Here is a 14,961-nt window from a genome sequence, read left to right as displayed (position 1 = left end):
CATCAAATGCATATCGAACTGAGATTTTTTGCGAGCGTGCGCGAAGCGCTGGGTGTCGCGAACGAGACGGTCAGCGTGCCGGACACCGTCGTGAATGTCGGCGATGTACGCGCCTGGCTGCGCATGCGCGGCGGCGCGTGGGCCGAAACGCTCGCCGAAGGCCGTGCGTTGCGCATGGCCTGCAATCACGTCATGACGGACCCGTCGCAGCGCATCACGGATGGCTGCGAAGTGGCGTTTTTCCCGCCGGTCACGGGCGGTTGACATGACGATCGTGCGCGTACAGGAGGCGGATTTCGATCTCGGCGCGGAAGTCGCCGCGCTGCGAGCGGGCAATCCGAAAGTGGGCGCGGTGGCGTGCTTCGTCGGCACGGTGCGCGACTTGAACGAAGGCAGCGCGGTCGAGACGATGGAGCTCGAGCACTATCCCGGCATGACGGAGAAATCGCTGCACGAGATTGCCGAGTCGGCGCGTGCGCGCTGGCCTGGGTCGGACGTGCTGATCGTGCATCGCGTGGGAAAACTGAAGCCGCTCGATCAGATCGTGCTGGTCGCAACCACGGCGATGCATCGCGGCGAGGCGTTCGAATCGTGCGCCTTCGTCATGGACTACTTGAAAACGCAGGCGCCGTTCTGGAAGAAGGAAAAAACCGACGCGGGCGAGCGCTGGGTCGATGCGCGCGAATCGGATGATACGGCGCTGGCTCGCTGGCAAAAGCCGAAAAGCTAAAGCGCGGCGATCGCCATAGGAAAAGGCGACGATCGCGGATAAGTCCACCGCTTACCGCGTGTTTGGCGAGACGAAAGCGGCGCGCGAAACCGCGCTAAGAGCGCTCGCAAACGGGTAAAAGCCAAAAACCTTGGGCGGCAAGACAAGCGTGATCGGCGAGGAAGAAAGCCGCGAGCGTCACTTCGTATCCGCCGAACGTCCCACGAACCTCGCTGGAAACGCCTCCCCCGGAGGCCGCTCCGCGAAACGCGGCTCTTCCCGGCCGCCGGTGCGCTGCCGTTTGAGCGCCGCGAGAAGTTCCTGCTGCGCGTCGGGAATCTTGTAATCCCAGCCGAACTTGCTCAATTGCAAACTGTGCGCGATCCGCAGTGCTGGTTCCATGAACTGCACGGCGGCGGCCGGCTCGTAACGCGCGTCCACGGTGTCGAGAAAGAGCGTAAGCCAGCGTGCGAAATGCTCGGGCGCGATACCTTCGAGCGGCCGATGCGCCTCCTGCACATTCCCGCGATACTGCTTCGTTCCCAACACGAGGCTCGACCAGAAGGTCGTCATTTTGGCGAGATGCTCGTCCCAGCGGCCCGTCAGTTCGCGCGAAAAGATCGGGCCGAGCAGGGGATCGTCATCGACACGGCGATAAAACGTCTCCACGAGCGTCCGGATGTTGGCTTCGTCCGGTTCCGCAAAGCGAGCCGGGCGGGCAGATGATTCGTGAAGGGTCATGGCAAATAAATGTTATGCGGATGCTTACACGCAAGCGTCAGCACATTATGCTGACGATAGGCGCTGTTTTGTCGCAAAATGTCGCGTCTTGAACAGCGATAATCCGACCGGTCGTTCAATTTTTCGTGGCAGGCCGCGTCAGGATCTTAGACCTTGTGTGTGCGCGGAGGTCGTTGTCGCTTGCGCACTCGCGGTGTTTTTCCGCGCATCCCGCGTCGCGCCGCTTTCGCCGTCTGCTCTTCGTTTGCCCGCGTGCCTCTGGCTCCGTTGTTCTCGATGCGCGTGTTCCGCGCACAAAATCATCGTGACATCATGCGACTGACCGACTACACCGACTACACCCTGCGCGTCCTGCTTTACCTTGCCGTGCGCCCGTCCCGCCTTTCGACCATCGGCGAGATATCCGAGGCCTATGGCATCTCAAGAAATCATCTGATGAAAATAGTCCAGCAATTGGGCGAACTCGGCTGGGTGGAAACGGTGCGAGGGCGTCATGGCGGACTGCGACTTGGCGAGCGCACGCCTTACCTGACGATCGGCGAGATCGTGCGCACAATGGAAAGCGACTTCGACATTGTCGGTTGTTTTTCGCGCGACAAGGCACACCGGCAATGCGTGATTCAGTCGGCCTGCTTGTTGCGCGGCGTATTCGCGACGGCGCGCGATGCCTTCCTTGCGGAACTCGACAAGCATACGGTCGGCGGACTCGCGCGTCCGGCGGATGAGCTCTCGCAGTTGCTTGGCATCGTGAGCGTGATTCCGGTATCGGTCGAGCGCATGCAAAGCTCGTCTGCCTGACGCGCGGTTCAGTCTTGCACGCGGCCGGACGGTGAACGAAAACCGGACGGACAGGTCATTCTCATGCGCCGACGCTCGCGCGGGCTTTCTCGAAATCAGGCGAAAAAGTGCGCGCAAGCGGCTAAACAAGGCTTGAAACCGGCCAAAAGCGCCTCATTTTGGTCGTATTCGAATTGGAGCTTTCAATAATGAGAATCGACAAACTCACCACCAAATTTCAGGAAGCGCTGTCAGACGCGCAAAGTCTGGCGGTCGGTCACGACAATCAGTACATCGAGCCGGTTCACTTGCTTGCCGCGCTGATCGCGCAGCAGGACGGTTCCGCGCGCTCGCTCATGTCGCACGCGGGCGTGCAGGTTCAGGCACTGCAAAACGCGCTCAACGACGCGATGAATCGTTTGCCGCAAGTGCAGGGCACGGACGGCAACGTGCAGATCAGCCGCGATCTCGCGGGCCTGCTCAACAACGCCGATAAAGAAGCACAGAAACTCAACGACACCTACATCGCGAGCGAAATGTATCTGCTCGCGGTCGCGGACGACAAAGGCGAAGTGGGCCGCGTGGCCCGCCAGCATGGTCTTACGCGCAAGGCGCTCGAAGCCGCGATCAACGCGGTTCGCGGCGGCGCGCAGGTCGATAGCCAGGACGCCGAAAGTCAGCGCGAGGCGCTTAAGAAGTACACCGTCGACCTGACCGAGCGCGCCCGCGCAGGCAAGCTCGATCCGGTGATCGGCCGCGATGACGAAATTCGCCGCTCGATCCAGATTCTGCAACGCCGCACCAAGAACAATCCGGTGCTGATCGGCGAACCGGGCGTCGGCAAGACGGCTATCGTCGAAGGACTGGCGCAGCGTATCGTCAACGGCGAGGTGCCCGAAACGCTCAAGGGCAAGCGCGTGCTGTCGCTCGACATGGCGGCGCTGCTCGCGGGCGCGAAGTATCGCGGCGAGTTCGAGGAGCGGCTGAAGGCCGTGCTGAGCGATATCGCCAAGGACGAAGGCATGACCATCGTCTTCATCGACGAGATTCATACGATGGTCGGCGCGGGCAAGGCCGAAGGCGCAATGGACGCGGGCAACATGCTCAAGCCGGCGCTTTCGCGCGGCGAATTGCATTGCATCGGCGCGACCACGCTCGACGAATATCGCAAATACATCGAGAAGGACGCGGCGCTCGAGCGGCGTTTCCAGAAAGTGCTGGTCGACGAACCTTCGGTGGAAGCGACCATCGCGATCCTGCGCGGCTTGCAGGAAAAGTACGAGTTGCATCACGGCGTGGAGATCACGGACCCGGCTATCGTCGCGGCGGCGGAGTTGTCGCATCGCTATATCACGGACCGTTTTCTGCCGGACAAGGCGATCGATCTGATCGACGAAGCGGCGTCGCGCATCAAGATGGAAATCGATTCGAAGCCCGAAGAGATGGACAAGCTCGACCGCCGTCTCATCCAGTTGAAGATCGAACGCGAGGCCGTGAAGAAGGAGAAGGACGAGGCATCGCAAAAGCGTCTGCAACTCATCGAGGAAGAAATCGACCGGCTCAATCGCGAATATTCGGATCTCGAAGAAATCTGGACCGCCGAAAAGGCCGCCGTGCAGGGCAGCGCGCAGCTCAAGGAAGAGATCGAAAAGGCGCGTGCGGACATCGCGCGTTTGCAGCGCGAAGGCAAGCTCGAGAAAGTGGCCGAACTGCAATACGGCAAGCTGCCCGAACTCGAAGCGCGTCTCAAGCAAGTGACGCAGGCCGAGTCGCAGGAGCAGAACAACCCGACGCGTCCGCGTCTTTTGCGCACGCAAGTGGGCGCCGAGGAAATCGCGGAAGTGGTGTCGCGTTCCACGGGCATTCCGGTGTCGCGCATGATGCAGGGCGAGCGCGAGAAGCTGTTGCAGATCGAGGGCAAGCTGCACGAGCGTGTGGTCGGTCAGGACGAAGCCATCGGCGCGGTGGCCGACGCGATCCGCCGTTCGCGCGCGGGTCTGTCCGATCCGAACCGTCCGTATGGCTCGTTCCTGTTCCTGGGGCCGACGGGCGTCGGCAAGACGGAACTGTGCAAGGCGCTGGCCGCGTTCCTGTTCGATTCGGAGGATCATCTCATTCGTATCGACATGAGCGAGTTCATGGAGAAGCACAGCGTCGCGCGTCTGATCGGTGCGCCGCCAGGATACGTCGGCTATGAAGAAGGTGGCTATCTCACCGAAGCCGTGCGTAGAAAGCCGTATAGCGTGATCCTGCTCGATGAAATCGAGAAGGCGCATCCGGACGTCTTCAATGTGCTCCTGCAAGTGCTCGACGATGGCCGCATGACCGATGGACAAGGCCGCACCGTCGACTTCAAGAACACGGTGATCGTGATGACGTCGAACCTCGGTTCGCATGTCATCCAGAGCATGGTCGGCGAACCGCACGAAGCGGTGAAGGACGCCGTCTGGGAAGAGGTGAAGCTGCATTTCCGGCCGGAATTCCTGAACCGGATCGACGACGTGGTGGTGTTCCACTCGCTGGATCGCGCGAATATCGAATCGATCGCGAAGATTCAGTTGCAGCGTCTGCACGACCGCCTGGCCAAGCTTGACATGCAGTTCGACGTGTCGGATGCGGCGCTCGAACAGATCGGCAAGGTCGGCTACGACCCGGTGTTCGGCGCGCGGCCGTTGAAGCGCGCGATTCAGCAGGAGATCGAGAATCCGGTCGCCAAGCTGATTCTGGCTGGCAGGTTCGGACCCAAGGACGTCATTCCGGTCGATATCAAGGACGGGAAGTTCGTGTTCGACCGCGTAGTGCACTAAAGGCGGTTGATCGCTGCTTGTTTTTCGGCGGCGATTTCTAAAGGGCGATGGGTGATCCATCGCCCTTTTTGTTTGGCGGCAGCGGGAACGATCGATGACGCCAACGCCGCGGCCCGCAAAACAAAAACCCCGCAAGGCGACCGCTTGCGGGGTCCAACACAAACGCGATGAATCAGACTCAGCCTTGTTTCGGCGCTTCGTTCTTGCCGAAGAGACCCGCCAGGCCGCCTAGCGATCCGAGCACACTCGACAGATCCATCTGGCCATTGGCGGGCACTTCGCCGTTCGGCGTCGCGCGGTCGACGATATGCGGAAGCACCGCCGCGAGCATGCCCGACAACTGATCGCTCGACACGCCGGCTTTCTGCGCGAGCGCACCGACGTTGTCCGAGCCGAGCGCGTTGTTCAGCGTGTCCGGGCTGATGGGCTTGTTTTCGCCCGTGCCGATCCATGACGACACGATGTCGCCCGCGCCCGCCTGATGAAAGCGCTGGATCAGCCCCGCGATACCGCCCGGCTGGTTGTTGACGAATTCGAGCGCCGCCGTGATCAGCGCAGCCTGGCCGGATTGACCGGGTTGGCCGCCTTGTTGCGACGAGTTGCCGAGGGTGGAGGCGAGGATATCGATTAGGCTCATGGCAGTCTCACTACGAGAAGTTGCGGGGTGGGGTGGCTCGCGTGACGCGCTTGCATCGTGCGAAAAGAGCGAAACGCGAGCTTTGAGACGAACTACTTGAGGTTGAAGGGCGACGGCATGATGCGGTTGGCCGTCGCCTGCTCGCCTCGATCTTTTCTAACTTTTATTGACTGGCAGCCGCGGCGCTCGCGGCCTTGTCTTTCTTGCTCTTGCGCTTCGAAGGCTTCGCATCGCTTGCCGCGGCGGGTGTCGTCGTCGCTGCCGGCGCCGCGCTTGCAGCCGCCGCCGCGCTTGCGGCCTTGGACTTGCGCGAACTCTTTTTCGTAGCCGAAGCAGGTGTGGCGGTAGCCGGCGCTTGCGGCGTGGCGGCTGGCGTTTGCGCGGTGGTGGCCGCGGGCGAGGTTGCCGCCGTGGCGGCTGTCGATGATTTGACCGTCGAGTTGGACGGCGCGGCGCCTTGCGTGCTGCTCACGGCGGGCTTCGTGGTCTTGCCCGTGGGCGGCTGCGACGATCCGCCGATGGTCAGGCCGTTCTCCTCGAGCTTGGCCACGGACTTCGTTCCAAGACCCTTCACGCGCGTCGCGAGATCGTCGGCGTCCTTGAACGGGCCGTTCTTCGCGCGCTCGTCGACGATCGCTTTCGACTTCACCGGACCCAAGCCCTTCACGGAATCGAGCGCGGCTTGATCGGCCGTATTGACATCGACCGCGGCAAACGCGGTTCCGACGGACAGCATCAACGCAAAGCACAGCATCAGCAGCTTTTTCAGCATGACGGCACTCCAGGCAATGGAAAAGAATGATGAATCGATGCGTCCGGGCTTACGACAGAATAACGACTTTGCCGTTAAGCATAGGGCAAAAACAAGTCCCGAACGATGACGGCTCGCATTGTGCACGACCCCGCCGCGCGCACCACACGAGCGCACAATCTTTAACGTCGCGCAATGCAGATTGGATGACGCATCAATATTTTGCATGCTGCAAGGCAAGCTTCGGCCTTACCGCGACGGCCTTTGAGCAGTCTTGAGAAACGCGCCGCGCACTTCGAAGGCGATTGAATCGACCGCGTTGCCGCGCGCATTGACGAGTTCGAGGACGTGATGTCCCGGCCATGGCAGCCAGGCGACGCGCGCATCGCGGCCGAACGGCTTGCCGTCGAGACGCCAGGCGAGCGCGCCATTGCCCGAGCGTTCGAACCACACGCGCTGGCGCGCGGGCGGAATGTCGGGATCGAGCGCGAAGATGGTGCCATTGGTCGGCGCTCCGATGCGCGCCGCCTGGCTGTCCCCTTTGCCGCTCGCTCCGCTTGAGCCCGCCGCGTTCGCCGTGATGCCGATAGCGCTCATCTGCGTGCCGCGCACGAACCATTCCCCGCGCTTCGGTTCGATATCGTTCTGATACGCGACCTGCGTTTCGATCACGCCCGACGGCGCGGTTGGCGCGTGGCTGGCGGCTCGCCGATGCAGATAGCCGACTAGCGCATTCCACGCGGGCGCCGCGCCGGTGACGCCGGAGACGTCCCACATAGGCGCGCCATCGGCATTGCCGACCCACACGCCGACGGTGTATCGCGAAGTGAAACCGACGGCCCAGTTATCGCGCATGTCCTTGCTGGTGCCGGTCTTGACCGCGCTGAAAGTGCGCGTGGCGAGCACGCTGTCGAAACCGAAGGTGCGCGTGCGCGCGTTGTTGTCGGCGAGCATGTCCGTGACGATGAAACTCGCCTCCGGGCTGAACACGCGCTTTCCCGCAGGCGCGGCAGCGTGGCTCGCGAGATCGAACGACGGCCGCGCGACACCGCCGTTGGCCAGCGCGCGATATGCATTGGTAAGCGTGGCCAGCGTGACATCCGCGCTGCCGAGCGCGAGGCTGAAGCCGTAATAATCGCCCGCTTGCGTGAGCGGCAGACCGAGCGCGACCAGCGTCTTTGCAAAGCGATGCGGCGTGACGAGCACGAGCGCGCGCACTGCCGGTACGTTGAGCGACGACCCGAGCGCCGTACGCACGCTCACCCAGCCCTTGAAGTCGTGATCGTAGTTTTGTGGAATATAGAGGCCGCCGCCGGTGGCGAGATCGAGCGGCGCGTCGTCGAGCAGCGTGGCCGCGGTCAGGCGTTTTTCGTCGATGGCCTGCGCATACAAAAACGGCTTGAGCGTCGAGCCGGCCTGCCGCGCGGCGAGCACCGCATCGACTTCGGGCGCGTTCGACAAGCCGCCCGCCGAACCGACCCAAGCGAGCACATCGCCGGATGCGTTGTCGATCACCACCGCCGCCGCGTCGTGCACATTGCGCGGATGAGCCCGCGCGTTGAGTTCGGCAAGCGTGCGCGCGAGCGTGTCGCGCGCGAAGCGCTGCACATGCGCATCGAGCGTCGAGCGCACGCGATCGCCCGCCTTGGGATGCGTTTCGCTTGCAACGCGCCGCGCGAAATGCGGCGCGAGCGCGTCGTCGCCTTGTGCGAAGCCCGGCGCCGACGCGGTGCGTGTGAGCGTCAGTTGCACATAGCTGTCCAGGTTGACGCACGGGTCGTTCGCGTGCGTCTTGTCGCTCGTATGCAAAGCCTGCATGTCGCGCAAGATGACGCAGGCGCGCGACGCGACCTTGTCATAACGCGCATTCGGCGCGCGCACGAGCGCGGCGGCGAGTGCGGCCTCGCGTTCATCGAGCCCGGACGGCGCCTTGTTGAAAAGCGTCTGCGACAACGCCGACAAACCCACGATCTCGCCGCGAAACGGCACGAGATTCAGATACGCCTCGAGAATCTGATCCTTGCGCCAGCTCCGTTCGAGCCATAGCGCGCCTACTGTCTGCTGCGCCTTTTCGCCGATATTGCGGCGGCCGTTCGGCTTGCCGTTATCGTCGTCGATGAGTCCGGTGAGCTGCATCGTCACCGTCGATGCACCACGCGTGCGGGTGTTCCAAAGATTCGCCCATGCCGCCGCCGCCGCGCCGCGCCAGTCGACGCCCGCGTGGTCGTAGAAGCGCTTGTCTTCCGAAACCACGATGGCCTCACGCAACGCGGGCGAGACATCCGCAAGCGCAACCCAGTCGCCGCGCCGCGCGTGCGTATCGACACGCGTGCGTTGCAGCGGTTCGCCATCGCGCGACAACAGCACCCAGTCGGAACTGCGCCAGTTCGCGCGCACCTCGTCGAAGCTCGGCGCCGCGCACGCCGCCGTTGCCACGACGCAGCCGATCAGAAAGCACAGGGCGCGCTTCACGGCGTCACTTCGCGCTGGCGGCGAGCGGCTTCACGACGACCGTCGCGTTGGGCAATGCGCCGAACGATGACGGCGCGTAGAGCGCTTCCACACGCGTCGGCGGCAGGCCGAACGAACCGGCGTTATTCAGCCGCATCGTGTATTCGACTTGCAGCTTGCCCTTCGGCAGATAGTCGTAATACGCGCGATACCCTTCGAAACCGCGTTCCACGAAGGCAGGCCACGAACCGCGATCCGGCTTCTCGCCGGAAGTCGCCGCTTCCGAGTCGCGTCCGAGACCGGAGCCGAGAATGGTCGCGCCAGCGGGAATCGGATCGTTGACGACGACCCAGGTCATGTCGCTTTGCGCGTCGATGTCGAGATGCACGCGCACGATGTCGCCGCGCGAGAGCACGCCCTTCACGGCGGGATCGACCGGCGTCACCGTCTTCACGATGCGATAGCCCGCCGCGAACGGCGCCTTCAACGCGACGGCCGCAAGGCTTTCGATGGTTGCCCAAGGTTTGCCCGTGCCGTCTTGCGTCAACGTGAGCGAGCCGGTTGACCACGGCAGCAAGCTGCTGCGCGTGTTGACACTCTTAGTGATCGGGGTCGCCGACGACGACGCCGATGCAGGCGCGGCAGCGCTCCAGTCCACGCTCTGCGTCGCCGCGCCCAGCGCAATGTTCGTGCGTCCCGTGACCGGCGTGCTTTCGAAAATTTGCGAGAAGCGTCCCACCGCGAGCGAGCCCCAAAGATTGGCGGTCGTGGTCTGCCATGCGCCGTTTTTCTGCAGCGCGAGGAGGCCGGCCACGAGTCGCGGCATCTCGTCCTTCCACGCGGGCGCGTTTGCGAAGATGAGTGCGGTGCGCGCGGCGTTGGTTTCGCTGCCAGTCATGAGCCACCAGAGATCGTCGTCGCGTTCGGTCGAGAACGTGAGACGCGTGCCCTGATACGTGAGCCGCGCACGGATGATCTGTTCGGCCTGCGCGCGTTTCGCTTCACGATCGGCTATACCGTCCACGCGCGAAAGTATCGCGTAGTAGTCGAGCACGGCCGAGGTCGGCCATTGATCCGGCGCGACGGTGATCGAACCGAGCATGCGCGGCTGCGCGAGACCGTAGCGCGAAAGCGCTTCGATGGCGGCGAGCTTTTCGAAGTCGAGGTCGTTGCGCGGCGCCCAGAACTTGCGTTCGAGCTTGCCGTCGACGAAATTCGCGAGACCGGCGGCGAGCTGATCGCGCAATTCCGCGGGCATTGCAAAACGGCGGTCGAGCTTCGACGCTTCGTCCGATACCGCGAGCAAGTACGCGCTGAGCGTCGGGCTGCCGGTCGGACGTTCGTCGTCGTAGGGCGGGAAGTAGTTCGCGAGACCGTCGCGATCCAGATACGACGGCATGCGCGTGAGCACGGCTTGCCATTGCGCTGCGTCCATGAGGCCGAGCGCGCGCGAAGTCTGCTGTTCGAGGCAGTTATACGGATAGCGTTCGAACCAGCGTCGCACGCCGGGCAAGCCGTCCGCGAGCTTCGGCTGCAAGGACACCGCGATACCGCCGCGCACGGCGCCGTTGCTCGACGTGCTGGCATCGGCGGGCGGCGCGACGGGCACGCTGAACGTGCCGTCCACCTGCGCGATGGTCGCTTGCTGCGTCGTGACCGGAATGGCCGCGACGACGCGCTGCTGGAGCTTGACGGCATCGCTCGCGGGCTTCGTGGCCGAAGCGCTGCCTTGCTCCACCGCGCTCACGTCCCAGGCGAGACTCGCCGATGCGTTCATGCCGAGCACGTCGGGCGTGGTCACGTCCCAAGCAACTTCCCGCGATGATTCCGGCGCGAGTTCCACCGTGCGTGCGTCGAGCGCGAGCGAACCGGCGTGCGGCGTGACGACGACGCGCATGGTGCGCTGCGTCGTGTTGCGCAGCGTGAACTGCGCATGGAATGCGTCGCCCACACGAACGAGCGGCGGCAACCCGGAGATGAGTTGCAAGTCCTGCGTGCTTTGGATCGATGCGCTGCCCGTGCCGAAGCGTCCCGCGCCCACCGCCGCGATGGCGACGATGCGAAAGCGCGTGAGCGCGTCGTTCAAGGGCACATCGACGGATGCTTCTCCGTTTGCATCGAGCGTAACGCGCGGATTCCACAGCAGGAGCGTATCGAAGAGTTCGCGCGTGGCGCTATGTCCGCCGCCGCCGCCCGCTGGCACCGCCTTGCGCCCGAAGTGCCGCCGCCCGATGATCTCCATCTGCGCGGTCGATGTTTCCACGCCGTAGGCGCGCTGCTGCAACATCGCGTCGAGCACGTTCCAGCTTTGGTTGGGCATGAGTTCGAGCAGGGCTTCATCGACGGCCGCGACCGCGATCTGCGTGCCTGCGGGCGCGGGCTTGCCGTCAGGCAACGCGACCTTGACCTTCACATGCGCCTTGGCGCGCACCGTGTACGACTTCGCGTCCGGCGTGACGCTCACCGCCAGTTTGTGCGATGCCGTGCCCACCTTGATCGATGCCAGCCCGTAACGAAACGCGGGCTTCGAGAGATCGACGAGCGGCGTCGGCGCCTGATACTGACGGCCTTCGTACCAGAACGCGTGCGCCCATTCGACCGGCGCTTTCCAGCCCCACGTGAAGAACGAATACCACGGCACTTCATGGATACGTCCGCGCAACGCGAGCACCGACACGTAGACGTTCGGCCCCCACGCTTGCTCGACCTTCAGTTCGACGGTCGGGTCCTTGCCGTTCAGTTCGACCACATGGGTTTCGATGATGCCTTCACGCTCCACCGCGACGAGCGCAGTGGCCGAGCGGAAGGGCATGCGCACCTGGAAGCGCGCGGTCTCGCCGGGCTCGTAGCTGTTCTTTTCCGGAAGCACGTCGATACGGTCCGTGTTCTCGCCGCCGAACCAGAGTTCGTCTTCGCGCGTGACCCAGACCGACGTGCTCGCGTTGGCCGTGCGGCCATCGCCGTCTTTCGCGACGGCGATCAGATCGATATTGCCGGCGGTCTTGAGCTTGGCATCGCACGAGACGATGCCGTGATCGTCGCTCTTGCCGCTGCAAAGCGTGCCCAGGTCGTTCGTTTCGGAATGGTTGTCGTAGGCGTAGAAGCCGCCGACCATGCGCTTGCGCGAACTCGACATCACGCGCGCCATGCCCTTGATTTCAACCGATACGCCCGCGCGCGGCTTGCCCTGCAGATCGAGCGCAAGCGCTTGCACCGGCACCGAACCGCCGACCGACGCCCAATGCGCCGCCTTCACGCCCACGGCGACCGCGGCGGGCCAGAGCGTGGCGCTGCCGCTGATGGTCTGGATCTCGCCGTTCGGGTCGGCGAAGCTCGCTTCGAGCGCGAGACGCTTGGGTGAATCGACGGCGGGCAACGGCTTCACGATCAGCTTGCCGTCGCCATTGCGATCGAGCGTCACGCGCAGCTTGTCGGCGACGAGTTTCGTCGTGGTCTCCGTCTGCTGCTCGCTGTCCTCGTCCTCGGCGGGCGCGCTCGCGCCATCGTCCGCGGGTTTGCGATACGGCGAGAAGCTGAATGCATCGTAGTCTGAAGCGAAGGGCGGCGACGTGTCGCGCACGAGCGCCGACACTTGCACCCGCTGGTTCGATGCCGGGCCGCCTTGCACATATTCGAGGTGGACATCGACCGGCGCTTCTTGCGCGGCGATCAGACCGGCCGATTTGCTGTCGCCCGCCGAGACCGTGCCCTTGAACACCGGCAGACGGAATTCCTCGACGCGGAAGCTGCCTGTCTCGTACGACTGCGTGACATTGCTGCCTTCGCCGCCGTCGTCGCTCGCGTCGTTGGTGTCGCTGGCCGCGCCGTTATCGAGCGTCACGCTGTATTCGCCGAGTTTGGCCGCGGCGGGAATGGCAAAGCTCGAGTCGGCGCTGTGATCGGCGCTCCACGCGAGCGGCATGTGCCACGTCTGTCCGCTGCCGATATGACGAATCGTCACGCGCGTCGGATACTTCGGCGGGAAGCCGAAACCCTTGAGCGTTTCGACGCGCATCAGGTGCTTCATCGACACGGTTTCGCCTGCGCGCAGCAAAGTGCGATCGAAAATGGTGTGCGCACGTACCGTGCGGCTCGTGCTCATGTCGGTCGGCACGTTGAAGCGCCACGATTCGATGCCGCGATTCCAGTCCGAGGTCACGAAGGCCATGTCGGGTCCGGTGACCGGATCGGTAACGCGCGCCGAGACGAAGAAGCCGCCGTACGACAAGCTGTTCTCGTTGCATTCGCGGATGGCCGCGAGCGGTTTGCCGATGGTCGCGAGCCCTTGCGCATCGGTCTTGCCGGTGGCCACTTGATCGCCGTTGCAGTCGGTCACGCGTACATCCGCATTGGCGACGGGCTTGCCCTTGTCGAGCGTCGTCACCCAGACGAGACTGTTCTCGCGCCCTTGCTTGAAGTGCACGCCGAGGTTCGTGACGAGCACCGACGTGCGCACGAACATCGACTTGTTCCGACCCATCAACGACGCGCCGAGCGCCGGCGACGCCAGTTCGACGACATAAAAGCCCGGCTTCGCGAGCGGAATGCCGACGACTTCGAAGGGACGCAGCGCCTTGGGATCGGCGGCGGGCAGCGTGAGCGTTTCGACGCCCGCGCGCTTTCTCAAGAGCGAAAGCGAGCGAATGTCGATGGTCGGATCGCGGCTCACGGTGCCGTCCGATTCCGGCACGATGACGGGCGCGATACCGTTCTTCAAAAGCGAGGGCATGCGCGCTTCGATCGACGAGCGCGACATGCCGATGCCGTCGAACAAATCGACGTTGCGCATCCATTGGCGGATGTCGGTGTCGGCGTCGAGTCTGAGCTTGGTGATCTGCGAGGTGCCCGAGTCGAGCCCTTGCACGTGCAGGTCGGCTTCCACATGGCGCAGCGTGACCGGCAACATGGCGGGCATGTCCGGCTCTGCAAAGCGCTCGATGATGCCGAACGTGCCCGACGAGAACTTCGCGAGCGGCGGCATGGGCGCGGTCGCGGTCTTGAGCGGGAAGAAGTCGGCGTTGGCGAGCGTGCGGCCGCTCACGTCCTTGAGATTGGCGGGCGCCTCGATGGTGAGATCGGTGCGCTCCGGCAGCGGCGCGGCGAATTCTACTGCTTCGACTTCCGCGTCCTTGCTGTCTTCATCGAAGTGCGGCGCGACCGTGCCTTTGGGACCACGCAACGCGAACTTCTGGGCGTCGGCGCGGCTGATCGGCGCGGTGAACATGAGCCTGAGCGGGCGCAGCGGCGTGCAGGGCGCGTTCGCGTTCTCCCGTTCGCACGTGAAGCTCGCGGAAAACGGATCGCGCACCTTGTAGTCGAAGCGCTTCTCGACATCGTTGGGCATGCCGCTCGGCCCGGTGACGCCCGCGCCGTAGACGAGCTGCATTTTCGAGCCGGACGGCAACGTTTGCCCGCATGCGAGCGTGAGCACGCGGTCGCTTTCCTTAGCGAGTCCGAAGTGTTTGAGAAGCGCGCCGCGCGTGGCGTCGTCGGACGTCCTTACGGGAATGCGGTTGCCTAGTGCGCTCGATTCGCACCAGACGTGATCGAGCACCGACGCTTGCGTGGCCGGGCCGTTCAACCGCAGCACGAAGGTCTGGTCTTCCTCGATATCGCCGTAACTCGGCTCGAGGCGCGTAACGAATGGCCCGCCCGTCTGAAACGCGAAGTGGCTGGGACCGGACAGCGCGTTGCCCGCGCTCGATTTCAGGCCGCTGTTGAGGTCGATGCCGCAGCGCACTCCTGGCGGCAAGTCCGCGTTGAAATCGTAGGCCCAGGTTTTTTCGTCGATCCAGCGCGCGCCGCCGGCGGTGGCTGCGGCGGGCGCGCCGCTACAGGCGAGCTTGCCGGGCGCGGCGGCGCTCGGACTGCCGAACGCGATCATGGCTTCGTCGAACTTCACGACGACCTGACGCACTTGCGCGACCTTGCCTTGTGGCGACACGGTCACGACGCGCGCGGCATCGGCCCGATACATCGCGACGCTCATGCCGAATGCGGCGATGAGGGTGGTTGCGGCCAGAATCCATTTTTGTTTTTTCATGACGCGGCTCATCCACTCGTTCCGAGTAATTCTTGTCCGCGCGAT

Annotated in this window: 9 protein-coding genes; 4 read left to right on the top strand and 5 right to left on the bottom strand. The window is 63.9% G+C overall.

Annotated elements, in window-relative coordinates:
- Nucleotides 1–6 precede the first annotated feature (6 nt).
- Both moaD and moaE read left to right on the top strand, forming a co-directional pair.
- Nucleotides 7–264, top strand: coding sequence for a molybdopterin converting factor subunit 1 (moaD, locus tag LDZ28_RS07755; RefSeq protein WP_244825364.1), 258 nt, complete (start codon nucleotides 7–9; stop codon nucleotides 262–264).
- Between the two features lies 1 nt (nucleotide 265).
- Nucleotides 266–730: a molybdopterin synthase catalytic subunit MoaE gene (gene moaE, locus LDZ28_RS07750; RefSeq protein ID WP_244825363.1), complete on the top strand. Its 465-nt coding sequence runs from the start codon at nucleotides 266–268 to the stop codon at nucleotides 728–730.
- A 177-nt stretch (nucleotides 731–907) separates the two neighbouring features.
- Here moaE and LDZ28_RS07745 read toward each other — a convergent pair whose 3' ends face one another.
- Complete coding sequence (locus LDZ28_RS07745; RefSeq protein ID WP_244825362.1) at nucleotides 908–1,450, bottom strand: group III truncated hemoglobin; 543 nt, start codon at nucleotides 1,448–1,450, stop codon at nucleotides 908–910.
- A gap of 312 nt (nucleotides 1,451–1,762) precedes the next feature.
- On the opposite strand from LDZ28_RS07745, the gene LDZ28_RS07740 reads away from it, so the two are divergent.
- Both LDZ28_RS07740 and clpB read left to right on the top strand, forming a co-directional pair.
- Complete coding sequence (locus tag LDZ28_RS07740; RefSeq protein WP_244825361.1) at nucleotides 1,763–2,248, top strand: Rrf2 family transcriptional regulator; 486 nt, start codon at nucleotides 1,763–1,765, stop codon at nucleotides 2,246–2,248.
- A gap of 188 nt (nucleotides 2,249–2,436) precedes the next feature.
- The gene (gene clpB / locus LDZ28_RS07735) at nucleotides 2,437–5,034 is read left to right on the top strand and encodes an ATP-dependent chaperone ClpB (RefSeq protein WP_244825360.1); all 2,598 of its coding nucleotides are present in this window, start codon (nucleotides 2,437–2,439) and stop codon (nucleotides 5,032–5,034) included.
- A gap of 178 nt (nucleotides 5,035–5,212) precedes the next feature.
- Here clpB and LDZ28_RS07730 read toward each other — a convergent pair whose 3' ends face one another.
- From LDZ28_RS07730 to LDZ28_RS07715, 4 genes are all read right to left on the bottom strand, one after another.
- Nucleotides 5,213–5,671 carry a YidB family protein gene (locus tag LDZ28_RS07730; RefSeq protein WP_244825359.1) on the bottom strand — a complete coding sequence of 153 codons (459 nt, stop codon included), beginning with the start codon at nucleotides 5,669–5,671 and terminating at the stop codon, nucleotides 5,213–5,215.
- 163 nt (nucleotides 5,672–5,834) lie between these two features.
- Complete coding sequence (locus LDZ28_RS07725) at nucleotides 5,835–6,443, bottom strand: helix-hairpin-helix domain-containing protein (RefSeq protein WP_244825358.1); 609 nt, start codon at nucleotides 6,441–6,443, stop codon at nucleotides 5,835–5,837.
- Nucleotides 6,444–6,671: 228 nt separating this feature from the next.
- On the bottom strand, nucleotides 6,672–8,894 hold the full coding sequence (pbpC, locus tag LDZ28_RS07720; protein ID WP_244825357.1) for a penicillin-binding protein 1C: 2,223 nt from the start codon (nucleotides 8,892–8,894) through the stop codon (nucleotides 6,672–6,674).
- Between the two features lie 4 nt (nucleotides 8,895–8,898).
- Nucleotides 8,899–14,928: an Ig-like domain-containing alpha-2-macroglobulin family protein gene (locus LDZ28_RS07715; RefSeq protein WP_244825356.1), complete on the bottom strand. Its 6,030-nt coding sequence runs from the start codon at nucleotides 14,926–14,928 to the stop codon at nucleotides 8,899–8,901.
- Nucleotides 14,929–14,961: the final 33 nt, after the last annotated feature.

Origin of the sequence: Caballeronia sp. TF1N1, assembly GCF_022878925.1 — a bacterium.
Lineage (GTDB): Bacteria > Pseudomonadota > Gammaproteobacteria > Burkholderiales > Burkholderiaceae > Caballeronia.
The sequence above is the reverse complement of the archived record's forward strand: the minus strand, read 5'-3'. Positions and strand labels throughout refer to the sequence as shown.

What these genes read in the sequence shown, in the direction of transcription:
- moaD (WP_244825364.1), top strand. Translation starts at nt 7, where the DNA reads ATGCATATCGAACTGAGATTTTTTGCGAGCGTGCGCGAAGCGCTGGGT.
- moaE (WP_244825363.1), top strand. Translation starts at nt 266, where the DNA reads ATGACGATCGTGCGCGTACAGGAGGCGGATTTCGATCTCGGCGCGGAA.
- LDZ28_RS07745 (WP_244825362.1), bottom strand. Translation starts at nt 1,450, where the DNA reads ATGACCCTTCACGAATCATCTGCCCGCCCGGCTCGCTTTGCGGAACCG.
- LDZ28_RS07740 (WP_244825361.1), top strand. Translation starts at nt 1,763, where the DNA reads ATGCGACTGACCGACTACACCGACTACACCCTGCGCGTCCTGCTTTAC.
- clpB (WP_244825360.1), top strand. Translation starts at nt 2,437, where the DNA reads ATGAGAATCGACAAACTCACCACCAAATTTCAGGAAGCGCTGTCAGAC.
- LDZ28_RS07730 (WP_244825359.1), bottom strand. Translation starts at nt 5,671, where the DNA reads ATGAGCCTAATCGATATCCTCGCCTCCACCCTCGGCAACTCGTCGCAA.
- LDZ28_RS07725 (WP_244825358.1), bottom strand. Translation starts at nt 6,443, where the DNA reads ATGCTGAAAAAGCTGCTGATGCTGTGCTTTGCGTTGATGCTGTCCGTC.
- LDZ28_RS07715 (WP_244825356.1), bottom strand. Translation starts at nt 14,928, where the DNA reads ATGAGCCGCGTCATGAAAAAACAAAAATGGATTCTGGCCGCAACCACC.